This window comes from Paraburkholderia flava (assembly GCF_004359985.1).
GTDB lineage: Bacteria > Pseudomonadota > Gammaproteobacteria > Burkholderiales > Burkholderiaceae > Paraburkholderia > Paraburkholderia flava.
This window is the reverse complement of the sequence record NZ_SMRO01000001.1, coordinates 2,081,561-2,095,655: the sequence shown is the minus strand read 5'-3', so window position 1 is coordinate 2,095,655 and position 14,095 is coordinate 2,081,561. Positions and strand designations below refer to the sequence as shown.

Here is a 14,095-nt window from a genome sequence, read left to right as displayed (position 1 = left end):
CCAGCTCGACCCGCACGTCGGCGAATCGGCCAGCGCTCCAACCTCTACCTGCATCAAATCCCCGCCAACCCCTGCAAACTGATCTTCGACTGCGTGTTCGCCGGCTGCTCGCCGAGCTTCGTCAACGCACCGCTGCTGGCGATCGAATAGACGACGATCTTGTCGTCGCCGGCGTAGTCCTGATACAGGAACTTGCCATCCGGGCTGATCCACGAATCGTTCGCGAAACTCGACGTCGATGCAGTCGACGTCGCCGGTTCACTCGCCGCCGTTGCATTGACGAGCGCGAGCTTGCCGCTGCCGTCGATCGAGAACAGCGACACCGCGCCGCTGCCGTTGCCGATGTACGCGAACCGGTTGTCCGGTGTCAACGAGACCCAGCACGGCGCCGCCTGCCCCGTCACCGCGAGCGGTCCGCTCAACGCCGTGAAGCTGCCGCTCGACGCGAGCGAATACGAACTCGCAGTCACGCCCGCCGCATCCGATACCACGAAGGTCGCCGCCATCGCGCCGGTCCCGAAGCGTCCGCCGAACGGCCCCGTGCCCACCGACGTCGTCGCGACCGACGTGCCGAGCGTCCCGTCCGCATTGATCGGAAACGCGAGCAGCGTGTTGGCGGGCTGGACCGGCGTCAGCGTACGCAGGAACCCGTTCACGACGACGAACTTGCCGTCCGGGCTCACGGCCACCTGGGTCGGCAGCGCGTCCTGCTGCACGACAGCGTACTGACCGATCTGCGTGAGCTTGCCATCGTCGCCGACGCGATACGCGCCGAGTTCCGTCGCGCCCTGCTGATGCGTCACGTACAGCACGCCGTTGTGAAACGCGAGCGACGTCGGACGCGTGCCGCCCGTCGGCGACACCGCGAGCAGGGTCGGGTTGCCCGACGCCTTGTCGATCGACAGCACGCTGACCGTGTTGTCACCGGCATTCGCAACGAAGAGGCGCGCGCCGTCCGGCGACACGATCACGCTGTTGTTGCTGGTCAGCGCATCGGGCGCGACTGCGTTGCCCATGAAGTAGTTGACGCCGTTAGTACCCTTGCCGCCCGTCGGCACGGTCGCCTTCGCGGTCAGCGTGCCGTCCGCGTTGCGCATGAAGTGCAGCAGTTCGTTGGTCGTGTCGTTGGTTTGCGCGAACAGTTGCGGAACGGGCGCCGACGTATCGTGGACATCGCCGCCACAGGCCGCGAGCAAAGCGGACAACAGGACGGTGGCGGACACGTACGTCGCGGTGGACGCCCGGAAGCGGAGAGGATTGGAAGGTTGCATGCTGGCTCCGGCAGAAAGAGAAAGGACAGGCCGAACCGCGACCCTCGCGTAGCGGGTCGACCGATGGGGTATCGGAGGGGTAGTTCGGCGGAGCCGGCCGGGCGGTTACAGCGGAGGAGAAATTTTTTGTGCGGCTTCGTCGGAGGGCGACGAGGATGAGGCTGGCCGCATGGGGCGCGTGCGGCCAGGCGCGAGGTTCAGCGCAGCCGCGTCATCAATCGATCAATGCACCGCCGCCGCATCGCTGGCGGCCTGCGCGGCTTCGCCGCCGGCAGCCGCGCGCTCGATTGCATCGGGCGTATAGGACGGCACAGCCGGCTGCTTCGATGTGGCAGGCGCAGCGAGTGTCGGAATCGCTACAGCCGGAGTTGCGGCAACTGCGGAGGCTGCAGCAGCTGTTGCGGGCGCGACGGCTGGCAACGACAGTTTGGGAGCAGAAGCCGCAGCGGGAGCAACAGCAGGGGTTACCGCCGGAGTCGTAGCCGGGCTCACCGTAAGAGGCACAGCCAGCCCCACACCCGGCACCGGCGCCACCGGCACATCCCCACCCGGCAACGGCCGCGCATCGACCTTCTCCGCCGACACCGGCCCTGCCCGCACGACCGTCTGCAGATAATGATCGACGAGCGCGAAGAAGCGCTCGTAGAACTTGCCCGACGGAATGGTTTCGCTCGACACCTTGACCATCGCGTCGTTGTTCGAGCGGATCGGCAGCGACAGCGACCCAAGGATGCTCAGCCCGACGCTCGCCGACGTATCGCTCTTCTTCATCGCGTAGCCGTTCTGCACCGCGTTCACGTAGACGACGCTCGAGTTGGTCTGCTCGATGCCCGGCGTACACACCACGTGGAATTCGACGACGACGTGCGAGTCGCTGGTCGGCTGGAAGTTCTTCGTGCCGTCAACGGTGTCGCTGCGCGTCATCGTCGTCATGTAGCCCTGGCTCAGCAGCGCGCGGCGCGCGCCTTCGCAGGTGTCCGCGGTGCTCGCGTTGAAGCCGCGCGCGAATGGGCTCGCGCCGGTGTCGAACAGTTCCTGCTGGAAGGTCGGCGGCTTCGTGCCGGCGCAGGCGCCGAGCAGCAGCAGCGCGGCGCAGGCAGCGACGCGACGCACGGTCGACGGAATGAAAAACGCGGGAAACGTGGAAAGCGAGACGGACATGATTCGGATACGGCTTAACAGACTATCGGGCTATCGGGCAAACGGACTGCGCGTCGAATTTCGCGACGCGCTTCGACGCGGAGTGCGAGCATTGTAGCGGTTGCGGGAGGCCGCAGACGGTTTGCCGAAAACCGCCACCGCGCCGCCGAGGTCGCGAGCAAGTTATCAACAGATTTTGTTCGTAAGCCTGTGGATATCCTGCGCGTGGCACCGCCAACTCCATGATCTTGCGAAGTTTCGTCTGCCTGACCCCGACACGCATCAACCTCGGCAGCGGCAAGCCCAACGATCACTTCGCCTTCGCGCACATCGCCCGCACCGCCGCCCACTGCTCGGGCGTCAGCGCACTGTCGCCCAGCGACGAGCCGCGGTTCTGTGCCTCCCGATCCGCCGTGCGCGGATGGTCGGACAGGAACGCGTCGCGATTTTCGCCGCCGCGCTGCTCGAGCTTCGCGAAGAACCCCGCGAGTCCGTCGCTGCGCAAGCCGCTGCCCTGCAGATACGCGACGCCGTCCGCGTCGGCCGCGCGTTCCATGTCGCGGCTGAACGACAGCCGCGCGAGATGCCCGGCCCACGACGATACATCGCCGAACCCGACGTTCACGCCGACCGCCGCGCTGACGAGCCCGATGCCCGCGCTGCGAAACAGCGCACGCAGCGGATCGCGATGCGCGATATGCGCCGTTTCATGCGCCATCACGCCGGCCAGTTGATCCGCGTTGTCCACATGATCGATCAGCCCGCGCATCACGATCATCCGCGCGCCCGGCAGCGTCAGCGCATTGACGCGCGCGTCGTCGATCACGACGAGTTGCACCGGCTGCCTGATGCCCGCCGTTCGTGCGAGACGCGCTTCGAGCGTGTCGAGTGCCTGCTGTCCCGCACTGCCCGTACAAACGCGCTTGCCATGCAGCAACGGCGCTTCGACGGCGCTGCCCAGCCGGCTCTCGAGCTTCATGGGCACCAGTGCGGCAGCGAACGCGGGCACACGTTCGATCAAAACGAACGCGACCGTCAACGCGACGAGCGCGCACGCGGTCCACGCGAGCCAGCCGAACGTACGGTTGCCGCGCGAGCGCTCCATCATGTCGGGCGGCAGCTTCGTGTAGTCCGTCAGCACGCGGCCCGCTTCGCCGTCGCACGACAACATCACCCCGCCGTCCGGGTCGCGCTCGCCGACCGCGACGCGTGCGAGCGGCCAGCGGGCGAGTTCGTGCGCATCGCCGGACTCCGCAACGACGATCAGCGTGTCGTCGTTCCATACGAGCGTCGCGGCGTGAGCCGCGGCGCTCAGGCCGTCGTAGTAGCGCGTCGGGCGCACGGGTTCAGAGCACGCCGCCGTGATCGAGCAGGTTCAGCATGCCTTCACCGGTACGCGGCGGCAGCTGGTCGCTCTGACCGAGCGACTGCGGATCGACCTGCCCTTCCACCAGCAGCGTGTTCGACACGAACTGCAGCGCGCGATGCAGCGCCAGCGGAAAACCCAGGCCGAGCGTGAACACGACGATCGCGAGATTGCTCGCCGAAATCGCGAGCAGGCGCCTGCCGGTGATGCTGGTCCCGAAGCGCAGCTGCGAACCGAGCGTCGTATTCCCCAGAATGTGCTGACTGACCTGCGCGAAGTAATAGCAGCGCAGCAGCAACGCCCCGACGATAAACAGCACGTAGAACGCGACCAGCGAAACCATCGCATGCGGCGAGGCCGGCTCGGCGTGCGGGAATCCGCCACGGTGAGCCGCCATCTGCATGATCGCCGGACGCAGGAACAGCCAGCCGGTCACGGCGAACCACGCAACCATCCCGATGAAGCTCACCACGAACACCGCGTACACGGTTCCCGCGCGGCCCTGGAAGCGGAACGTCTCGCTGCCGAAGCTGCTCGCGTTGATGCGGCGCTCCGCAAGCCGCACCGTGGTCCACGGAATCAGCTGGCCAAGCGTGACGATGCAGCCGAGACCGTACAGCAGCGCACGCACGCCGTACGCGAGCATCGAGCCGGTCATGCCGCCGCGAATCCCGCACCACGACGTGCGGCTCAGGCGATAGCGCTGCGCGCTGAAATACGCGCCGGCCGCGAACACGATGATCAGCACATAGACGGCGATCACCGGGATAAACGCCACGACGAAGCTGCCCGTAATCAAATGCAGCACGTACGCGAGAATCTCCGAGGCGATTATCAGACCGAACAGCACGCCGACCGCGATCAGGAACCCCTTGAAGAGCTCGCCACCCGTGCCGGTGTATTCGAAGCGTTCGTCCTGAAAGCGCATCCGCGACCACACGTAGCGCCGCATCGCGGTCGTCGCCCAGAAGCGATAGATGCCGACGGTGATGATCGTCAGCAACAGGTTCCTCAGGAAGATGCCGTACAGCTCGCCGACGTTGCCGTCGTAAGTGAGCAACGGTCGTTGCCCGACGTTCTGGTCCATGGTGTTTCCCCTGTTCGATTGCCGTTCTTCTGCGTGCGGAGTGCGCGCGTCTTTTCAACGTTTTCAGTTGCTGCCTGCCGCATCGCTGGCCGCGCGATGCCCTTCATCGACTACGATGCGCTGCGCTGAAGTCCGTCGCGTCGCCGCTCTCGCTCTTCTTCAAGGCAGCACGAATTTCTTCACAAGCGTTAGTTCACCCGCGGCGCGCATCGGCACGCGGATCGTTTCGCTCTTTTCGTCCGGCGTGTTCTCGTTGGTGATGATCGTGATCTGCGCGACGGTCATGTCGCTGCCGCTGTTGCCGCTGCCGTAGTAGTTCACGTAGACGAGGTACGTGCCGTGCAGCGGTGCCGGCGACGAATAGATTTCCGGACCGTAGCCCGTCGTCACGTCGACGTCGAGCGCACCGCCGTTCGGCGCGACACGGTTGCCGTAAAACGTGTGGACGCCGTCGGGCGACACGACGTGCAGGTCGAGATCGGTGCCGTCGGTGTCCCATGCGAGCACGACGCGCAGCCGCGTCTGCGTCTTGCCGGAATACGAGTCGTAAAACTGCACGCGACGGCTCGCACCGTCCTTCGTGCGCACCTCGACGCTGTTGCTGCCGCCGCCGAATGCATACGGCCGCGAGAAACTGCCGTCTTCCTCGACGCGTTGCGGCAGCGGCGTCCCGTTGACGATCATCGTCGCCACCGACGTCTTGCCCGGCTTCTTCGGCGCGTTGCGAATGTGCCCCGCGATCATCGCGTTGACCGACTGCCCTTCGGGCGTCGTCACCGCGACGGCCGGATAGTGGACGTCTTGCGTGTAGCGCGCGTTGGTGTCGCCGGCGGTGTTGCGCCAGCCGTTCACCGGCGCGCTGAATTCGATGTCGGTCGCGTGCGCGGTCTGCATGCCCGCGGTCAACGCGCACAGCACGCACGACGCGAGCGACATCGTCAACGTGGCGAGTGAAGAAGCCGCGAGCCGTCGCGTGGTGCTGAAATTCGTGCTGACGTTCATCGTCGCTGGTCCCGGTCGCGGTTCATCGCAGTTAAGCGTGGTTAAAGTCGTTCGCTCTTGACGAGCTGCAGGTCGCCGATCTTGCGCAACGGCACGACCATCGTTTCGCGTCGCTCGTTCGGCGTATTTTCGTTGAACACGAGCGTGAGGCGCGCGGTGATGACGTCGCGATCGTGCGCGGCGGCATCGAAGTTATAGCCGGTCGAATCGAAGTTGCCCCAGTAGTTCAGGAAGAACAACCACGTGCCGTGTTCCGGTGCCGCCGACGAAAAGATCCCCGGCCCCGCACCGTCGACTGAGTCGACGTCGAACCCGCTGCCATCCTCCAGCGTCGGGTTCGCGAAGAACGCATGCAGACCGTCCGGCGTGATCACATGCAGATCGACCTGCGCATGCGGATCGTCCCACGTGACGATCGCGCGCAGCTTCGCCTGCGGCTTGCTCGTATCGGCTTCGTAAAACTGCATCCGCTGATGTTTGCTGCCGTCCGCCGAGATGATCTCGATGCTGTTCGAGCCCGAGCCGAACGCCCACGGCCGCGCGAAGCGGCCATCGTCGTCGGTATAGAGCGGCGTCGGGTTGCCGTTGACGACGAGCGTCGGCGGCTTGCGCGCGTGCTTGTCGACGTGCTTCAACTGCCCTTCGATCAGCGTGCGAAACCGCTGCGACCCGCGATCGACCGGCGGACGCGGATAAGCCGCGACGAAGCGCTCGCCTTCGTTCGTGAGACCGCTGTGCCGCCAGCCGTTGAACGCGCCGGTCATGTCGGCTAGCGGGGCTTGTGCGGCGTCCTGTGCGAACACAGCGAGCGGCACGAGCAGCACACCGCTCAACGCAAGCCCGGCAGCAACACGCGACGAATAAAGAAGACGTTTCATTGAATCGAAGCCTCCGAGCGGATCAGCTCGCGCGCCGTGTGCTCGACGAACGCTTCGTCGAGTCCGCGCGGATGATGCTGAAACGCGAGGTGAATGTATTCGTGCGCGAGCGCGATCCGGTCGTCCTCGGTGCGCAGCTGATGGATGTACACGCGGTTGCGCTGCGCGTCCGCATACGGACGCCCGTCGCGCACCGCACACACCGCCGGCAAGTCGGGCGTCTCGTAGCCCGCCGCGCGATCGAGCCGGCGCGCCCAGTCAGGCGCATTTCGTTGCAGCCATTCGCGCGCGCCGGCCACCGGTTCGCAGTCGCCGGCGAGCGGGCTCTCGAATGAGGTGAGCGTCGCCTGCGGCCAAGTGCGCGCGAGAATCGCGTCGAAGCCGAGACCGCGCTGCGCGGCGGCCTTCGCATCGAGCCAGCTCATCTGGCCAGGCGCGGCCTTGTCGTGATGGTATTGAACCGGCACGCCGGTCAGCACGAGTGCATCGGTCAGATCGGCAGCGCGGCGCGCATTCGCGCCCGGCGGTCGCGCGAGCACGCGCTGCGTGCTGCTGCTGTCATCGATCCGGAAGCAGCCGCGCTCGCGGCTAGCATGCTGGACGACGTAGCTGCGCGCCGCGACGGCCAGTGCCTTCGCGGCCTCGGGCGCCTGCGCATCGCCCTCGCGCTCGACCACGCGCGCGATGTAGTCGTTCATTCCGAAGCGCCCGACGATATGCGGCGCCTTGCCTGCATCGCGCTCGAGCAGCAGTTCGCCCCGGCTCTCGATGCGCAGCCAGTTGCCGTTCGCAAACCCGACGCGAAAGATGCCGCTCAACGGCCCGTCGGCCGTCGGTTCGCTGCCCTTGTCGGGCAGCACGTCGTGGATCGGATAACGCGTGAAGAAATCGACGACGACGCACGCGCCGTCATCAGGCACGACCGTCTGCGCGAGCAGCGGCGCGATGCGCGGTGCCGCTGCGGCCAGCACACGCACGCTACCGCCGGGTCCGCCGAGCCAGACCGGCGTGCCATCCGCGAGCCAGCCCGCCGCACCGCCGATCGACGCGCCCGGCCGCGCCGGGTCCGGCATCGTCCATGTCTTCGCGCGCAGCAGACTGCCGTACAGCGCGACGGTGCCTTCGCCGCGTCCGCTCGTGAGGACAGATACCAATGTGCTCGACGCGGCCTCGCGCGGACGCGAGGGCACCGCCTTCAGCGCGGCCAGCAGATCGGCGACGGCAACGCGATGCGTGGGGGTCATCGAATGCAGATCGCGCAGCCACGCAGGAGCGCCGGCAGCAGTCCAGTACTGACGCCAGCCGTTTGCATCGAGCCGAAGACGGGCAGGATCGAAAAACAATCCACACGACTGCACGAGCGCATGCTCGCGATCGATATGACCGCCCGTCATGCAGCAGTAGACCTCTTCGCGATCGCCGCCGGTGCACGTGTAATCCGGCGTCTCGATCCCACGATCGACGACGTACGCGTACACGAACAGTTTCCATACGCTGCCGAGCGGTGTCTCCACGGTCTGCGGCAACGGTTGCGCGGCTTGCGGATCGAGCGCGCTGTCGGCTGCGGCCTGGCTGTCAGCGCGCCAGTATTGCGCGCGACCGTCGCGCAGCCACGCGAATTGCAACGGCTCGGTGGGCTCGCGGGTTGCGGAACGCGGCGCAGCGTTCGCCGTGTTGACGTGCTGCGTAACAGGTGTGTTCGCGTACGCAGCAGTCACCAGCGTTGCGCAGACGAACGCAGCGACGCGCTTCGCCCACCCCAAACAGGTGACCGAAGAAAAACGTGCGTCGCGCAGGGCCGGTTTCATCGCCGTTCCGCTCAGTTGATCCGCAGCGTGACGAGCCGATCGCTACGCCCGCCCTGGAACGCCTTCGCGTCCGGCTGATACATGCGGAAGTAGCGCGCGGGCGGCACGACGAACGTACCCGGCAAGCCGAAGCGCACCAGTTGCCGCAACGCGACGCGTCGATCGAGCAACGGCACCGGCTGGTGATAGTTCAGCTCGCCCATCTCATAGGTCACCGCGCGCTGGAACGGCTGCGGACCGCTACCGCCTTCCGTCGTGCCTGGCAATCCGTCGATGCTGATACCCCAGCTCGTCGCCTCCACTTCGCCGCCCGGCGGCAGCGGCACTTCGAGCAAACCGTACTGGTACGCGGCGTTCTCGGGCGGCGTCAGCGTCACTTCGTCTACGTAGAGCGCATTGCTGTCGATCGCGTCGCCTGGCTTCACAGCCTCGGCCTTGAACGTGAAGCGGGCTGCTGCGTCCTGCTGGTCTGCCGGCTTGCCGGTCTTCTTGTCGGCGGCAACGTCGGCTGCATCCGACGGCACCAGCTTGTACAGCTTGCGCTCGACGGTGACCGGCAGACGGCTCGTGTCCGCCGCGCGGCTGCGATACGACACGAGCGCGGTGACGTCCGGCCGCACTGCGCCGATATCGACCGATTGCGGCAGACCGGTGCCGGTCCACTTCCATACCGGTGCGCCGGTCGGCGTCGTGCCGCGCTTCCATCCCGCGCCCTGCAGTTCGGGCAACGGCCCCGTGTCGCTGTCGCCGCCGAGTGCCTTGCGCAGCCACAGCAGCGTCAATGCGCGATCGAAGGTCGGGTACGACGCGCTGCTCTTCGCGAGCAACGCGGGGACGTCGACTGGCGCGCCGCCTTCGTTGCCCGCTGTGCCTCCCGTCATCAACAGCAGACTCTGCACGAGCGGTGCAGGATCGCCTGCGAGCGCGCCGCGTGCGGTCGCGACCGCTGCATCGAAACCGTCCGGCAACGACACGCCCGTACCGCGTGCCATCGATGCGACCAGCACCAGCGCAACCTGATTGCCGCGCGTGGTATCGGCCTGTGCAAAGACGACGCTGTCCGATGCACCAAACGATTCCTTCCCTGCGTCAGCCGGCGCTTTCATCAACTGCTGCGCGACACCGGACAGCGGCGTCGTCACCGGCAGCCCCATCTGCTGCATGAACCACAGCGCGAGCGCACGATGCAGCAGCGGTTCCTTTGCGCCGGCGTCGCGATAGACGTCCATCGCGTGCTGCCAGTTGTCGGCGGGTAGCGAGATCGACAGGCTGCGGCTCGCGAGCCAGTCCGCGTAGTACGCGTACGCGGTGATCAACGCGTTGCCGCCGGTCGTGTCGCCCCACCAGCCGAACGTCCCGCCGACGCCCGCAAGCAACGCCAGCCGCTGACGCTGGTTGCGCAGCAGCGCTTCGATACCTTGTGTCGCGCTGGCGTTGGTATTGCTGCCGCGAGCGATCGCATCGTGCGCGAGCGACAGCGGAATCAGCCGGCTCGACGTCTGCTCGGCGCAGCCGTACGGGTAGTCGATCAGATCGTCGGCGACGCGCGTGAACTGGCTTGCCGCGCTCGTCATCAGACGGACGTTGATGTCCTGCGCGTCGGCGGCGAGATTCAGCGGCTTGCCGGCGGCATCGAGCGCGACCGGCGTCTGATGCAGATCGAGCCAGCCGGTTGCATCGAGCGCGATCGACGTCTGCAGACTGTCGACGTCCTTGCCGTTCTGCCGCAGCGTCGCACTGACCACGCCGGGCTTCAGCGCCGAAGCCGGCAGCTTCAGATAGTTCGCGCCGCGCTTCAACGTGACCTTCTGGTTCACCGACAGCCCGCCGCCATCGACGATCCAGTCCGCCTGCACGTCCGCATCGGTCTGGTTGAACGCGAGCATGTCGAGCGTCGGCTTGTCGTTCGCGCGGAAATGCGCGGGGCCGCTCCACTTCAGATACAGCGCCTTGTCGGAACGCACGTACGCGGTGCGCTGACCGACCATGCCGTCGGCCGACACGGCGCGCACGGTGATGCGCCAGCGCGCGAGCGCATCGGGCATCTTGAACGTCATCCGCACGTGGCCGCTTGCGTCGGTCTTCAGTTCCGGCTCCCACGCGGCCGTGTCCTGATCGTCACGACGCGGCCGTTCGAGCACCTTCACGCCGCGCTCGTTGTAGGTGCCGCGTTGCGGTCCGCCGGGCGCCCCGCGCAGCGACGACAGCGCGAGATCGTATGTGATGAACGACAGGCTCGACGACGTGCGCACGTTATTGCGGCGCGGATGATAGAAAAAGTCGACGATGCTCGGCGCGATTTCCGGTTGGAGTACGTAGACCATTTCGTCGACGACGCTGACCGTCAGATCGGCGGGCATCGGTTTTCCGTTCATCGCGCTGGTGAGGTCGAGCGTCACGGTGTCGCCTGGGCCGTACACCGGCTTGTCGCTTTTCACATCGAGATCGATGGTCGGTTGCGCGACGACGATGCCCGCGTTCTGGAACACGTACTCGCCGTTCTGCACGTACAGCACCGAGAACGTCATGTTCGGCGCGAAGTCCGGGCCGACCTTGATGCGTGCCTTCCATTGCGACGGCGCGACGCGCTGCAGTTGCAGCCAGTCGCCGCCCGCCGTCAGCAGCGCACGCCGCTCGACCTTGTCGCGCTCGAGCGTCAGCAGCGCATCGCCGACCGGCTGCGGGAACGTGATCAGCGCTTCGGCCGTATCGCCGATCTTGTAGCGGTCGCGATCGAACACGATCTCGACGCTGCCCGGAATCGCCTTCACGCCTTCGCCCGCGACCCAGTGGCTCGTCGCGCCGAGCAGATTGCCCGCGTCGTCCTTCACGGACAGCATGTACGAACCCGGCTCGTCGAACTGCACCGGCACGGTCTGCGCACCGCCGGCCTTCGCGTTCGTGATCTTGCCGTTGCCGTGCGTCTGCGATTCGAGGCGCACCCATTCCCACGTCGCCGGCGCGTGCGCGTTCTGATCCACTGCACCGAGGGCCTGCAGCGTGAAATCGACGCGCTCCTTCGGCTGCGAGAACGACTTCGCCGCGAACAACCGATACGGCGTCACGCCGCGCGCGATCAGCACTTCACGCGTGACGCGCACGCGGTACGCAGCGCCGTCGCGAGCGAACAGCGTCAGCGCGTAGCGGCTCGGCTCTTTCGCGGCGGGCAGCGTGAGGCTCGCGTTACCGTCGCTGTCGGTGGTCAGTTCCTGCTGTTCGAGCTTCACCGGGAACAGGCCTGCGTAACGCAGTTCGCCGTCGACGATCGTCACCTGCTGCGCGCGCAGCGTCACCGAAATCTTGCTGTCCTTCACCGGCTTGCCGTCCGGATAGCGCAACTGGATCTTGCCGTGCAGCGCTTCACCGGTCGCGTAGTCGGTCTTGTCCATCGACAGGTTGACATCGAAGTGCGGCTTCACGTATTCGGCGACGCGGAACGCGCTGCCGTACGTGTCGCCGTTGTAGTCGAAGCGCAACGTGTAGCCGCCGGCCTGGGCATCGGCGGGAATCGTGAACGTCGCCTGGCCGCCGGTATCGGATGCGAAATGCGTGGTCGACGTCGAGATCGGCGAGCCACTCGGATCGATCACGTCGAGCTTGATGTCGGCTGCAGCGGGCGCGGACGACTGCGTCGCGTTCTGGAACGTGCGGCCGATGAACTTCACGTACACGCGATCGCCGGGGCGATACATCGGACGGTCGGTGACCGCGTAGATCTTCGTGTTGTAGATCTCGCTGTCGTAGTAGAAATTCTCCGATACGAACACGCCGCCTGCCGGATCGCTGCCGATCACATAGCTGCGCTCAGGACTCACGTGTTCGAGCGACAGCGCGCCGTCACTACCGGTAGTGCCGCTTTGCAGGACACCGACGCCATCGGTCCAGCTGATCGCCGTATTCGGCACCGGCTTGCCGTCGGCGCGCTGTGCGGTCCACACGAGCAAGCCGCTCGACGACGCCTTCACCACGGCCACCGTGTCCGATACGAACAGCAGCGTATGCGCACGGTAGTTGCCGATGATCGCTTCGACGAGATAGAGCCCCGGCTGCAATTTGCCGACCGGAATCATCACGTTGCCCGAACTCGCCTCGATGAAGTTGCTGCTGCTGCCCGCGAGTTCGACGCCCTTCGGCGGCTGGATCGTCTTCGCGTCCCAGATCGGATAACGGAAGCGCGCGACGAGGTCGTAGCCCTTCAACGGCGCGAACTGGCTGTTCTGCGCGAAGTGCGTCGGCTGCCCGAGCTGATCGCCGAGCTTGAACTGCGGCGCCGCTTCGGTCGCCTTGCTGCGCGTCGCGAACGACAGCACCCGCTGCCACGCGCGCCGCGCTTCGGTGAACCAGCGATCCCACAGATACGCGAGCGTGTTTGCGAGTCCTTCGCCCTGATAGTTCGGCGCGATGTTCAGCCGGTGCAGGTTCTTCTGCGCCTTGAGGAAGTCGAGCGGCTTCGGCACGCGGTACACGACGATGTCCGCGCCGCCGTAGCCCGCCAGTTGGTCCTTGAACTCGCGACCCGGCGCTTCCAGCCGCACCTGCGCGATCTGGTCGCTGCCGAAGCTCGCATCGGACAGCAGGAAGAACGGCTGGCCGTCGATCTTCTGCGTCTCGAAGCCGCTCGGCGCGGCCGGTTGCAGTGTCGGGTTCTGCGCGACGTTGGTGTCGTCGCTGGATGCGGCGTCGTCGGCGAATGCTGGCGCAGTGCCGATCGTCAACGTGAGCGCGAGAACGGAAATAAGCAGTGCGCCGAATGCGCGCGTACGCGAAACGAGCGATAGACGTTGCACGCGCGGACGCTGGAGATCGACGGAAGTGTGATGACGGGTCATGGTGTCAGAAAGGCCAGGCGGAACACACCCACGAAATTCGGATTGCCGTCGAGCGGCTGCCAGCGGGAGTCTTTCCATTGCATCAGATCGGAAACGGCGACGGCGCGCAGACCGGTATCGGTCGGCGTGACGGTGCCTGTGTGATAAGCGATGTAGCGATCCAGCCAGATCATCAGATGCTGGTCGTCGCCCTGGTCGAAGAACAACAGGTCGCCGGGCAGCGCCTGGTTCACGTCTTTCGAAATAAAACGACTGTTGCGCTGGATCAGTGCGATCGCCGACGCGTACGCGCCAGTGCTGCCGTCGATCCGCGTCCAGCGATGGGCAAGCGAGCGCTGCTGCGGCGACAGTTGCAGCTCCGGCGGCAACGTACCCGCGTCGATGCTGTCGCTCATCCCGTTCGCGCGCAGCCAGCGCGCGTCGTGCGGTTTGAGCGCCTCGCCGGCCGCGAAGCGCACGAGGCCCGCGCAATCGCGCTGGGTCCAGCGCGGTGTCGGACCGCGACGCAACTGCTGATCGACGATGCGAGCGAACCAGGCGCGAAACGCGTTCGACTGCGCAGCCGATAGCGCATCGGGTTCCGGCGCGACGGTGGTGGGCATCAGCGCGAACGCGTGCGGTGTGACGCACATGGCGATCGCGGCGACGAGCCACGCACGGCGACCGTTCGTTGCGGTATCAGTGAGGCTGCGCGAAGCGCAACGCGGGCGCATC

Annotated in this window: 9 protein-coding genes; all 9 read right to left on the bottom strand. The window is 66.2% G+C overall.

Annotated elements, in window-relative coordinates:
• Positions 1 to 53: 53 nt before the first annotated feature.
• The 9 genes from E1748_RS09285 to E1748_RS09245 all read right to left on the bottom strand — a co-directional run bounded on the left by E1748_RS09285 (position 54) and on the right by E1748_RS09245 (position 14,094).
• Positions 54 to 1,271: a lactonase family protein gene (locus tag E1748_RS09285; protein WP_133646791.1), complete on the bottom strand. Its 1,218-nt coding sequence runs from the start codon at positions 1,269 to 1,271 to the stop codon at positions 54 to 56.
• A 222-nt stretch (positions 1,272 to 1,493) separates the two neighbouring features.
• On the bottom strand, positions 1,494 to 2,432 hold the full coding sequence (locus E1748_RS09280; protein ID WP_133646790.1) for a DUF2242 domain-containing protein: 939 nt from the start codon (positions 2,430 to 2,432) through the stop codon (positions 1,494 to 1,496).
• Positions 2,433 to 2,721: 289 nt separating this feature from the next.
• The gene (locus E1748_RS09275) at positions 2,722 to 3,753 is read right to left on the bottom strand and encodes a M48 family metallopeptidase (RefSeq protein WP_133646789.1); all 1,032 of its coding nucleotides are present in this window, start codon (positions 3,751 to 3,753) and stop codon (positions 2,722 to 2,724) included.
• Between the two features lie 4 nt (positions 3,754 to 3,757).
• A complete protein-coding gene (locus E1748_RS09270; protein WP_133646788.1) occupies positions 3,758 to 4,864 on the bottom strand; it encodes a YjgN family protein in 1,107 nt (368 codons plus the stop codon).
• A gap of 159 nt (positions 4,865 to 5,023) precedes the next feature.
• A complete protein-coding gene (locus tag E1748_RS09265) occupies positions 5,024 to 5,800 on the bottom strand; it encodes a YfaP family protein (protein WP_133647316.1) in 777 nt (258 codons plus the stop codon).
• Between the two features lie 107 nt (positions 5,801 to 5,907).
• Entirely contained in the window at positions 5,908 to 6,744 is an 837-nt protein-coding gene (locus tag E1748_RS09260; protein WP_420819296.1) for a YfaP family protein, read from the bottom strand.
• Positions 6,741 to 8,552, bottom strand: coding sequence for a DUF2300 domain-containing protein (locus E1748_RS09255; RefSeq protein WP_133646787.1), 1,812 nt, complete (start codon positions 8,550 to 8,552; stop codon positions 6,741 to 6,743). Before E1748_RS09255 ends, E1748_RS09260 begins: the two co-directional genes overlap by 4 nt.
• A gap of 11 nt (positions 8,553 to 8,563) precedes the next feature.
• Positions 8,564 to 13,381, bottom strand: coding sequence for an alpha-2-macroglobulin family protein (locus E1748_RS09250; RefSeq protein WP_240766426.1), 4,818 nt, complete (start codon positions 13,379 to 13,381; stop codon positions 8,564 to 8,566).
• Positions 13,378 to 14,094: a DUF1175 domain-containing protein gene (locus E1748_RS09245; RefSeq protein ID WP_133646785.1), complete on the bottom strand. Its 717-nt coding sequence runs from the start codon at positions 14,092 to 14,094 to the stop codon at positions 13,378 to 13,380. Before E1748_RS09245 ends, E1748_RS09250 begins: the two co-directional genes overlap by 4 nt.
• Between the last annotated feature and the right edge of the window lies 1 nt (position 14,095).

What these genes read in the sequence shown, in the direction of transcription:
- E1748_RS09285 (WP_133646791.1), bottom strand. Translation starts at nt 1,271, where the DNA reads ATGCAACCTTCCAATCCTCTCCGCTTCCGGGCGTCCACCGCGACGTAC.
- E1748_RS09280 (WP_133646790.1), bottom strand. Translation starts at nt 2,432, where the DNA reads ATGTCCGTCTCGCTTTCCACGTTTCCCGCGTTTTTCATTCCGTCGACC.
- E1748_RS09270 (WP_133646788.1), bottom strand. Translation starts at nt 4,864, where the DNA reads ATGGACCAGAACGTCGGGCAACGACCGTTGCTCACTTACGACGGCAAC.
- E1748_RS09265 (WP_133647316.1), bottom strand. Translation starts at nt 5,800, where the DNA reads ATGTCGCTCGCGTCGTGCGTGCTGTGCGCGTTGACCGCGGGCATGCAG.
- E1748_RS09260 (WP_420819296.1), bottom strand. Translation starts at nt 6,744, where the DNA reads ATGAAACGTCTTCTTTATTCGTCGCGTGTTGCTGCCGGGCTTGCGTTG.
- E1748_RS09255 (WP_133646787.1), bottom strand. Translation starts at nt 8,552, where the DNA reads ATGAAACCGGCCCTGCGCGACGCACGTTTTTCTTCGGTCACCTGTTTG.
- E1748_RS09250 (WP_240766426.1), bottom strand. Translation starts at nt 13,381, where the DNA reads ATGACCCGTCATCACACTTCCGTCGATCTCCAGCGTCCGCGCGTGCAA.
- E1748_RS09245 (WP_133646785.1), bottom strand. Translation starts at nt 14,094, where the DNA reads ATGCGCCCGCGTTGCGCTTCGCGCAGCCTCACTGATACCGCAACGAAC.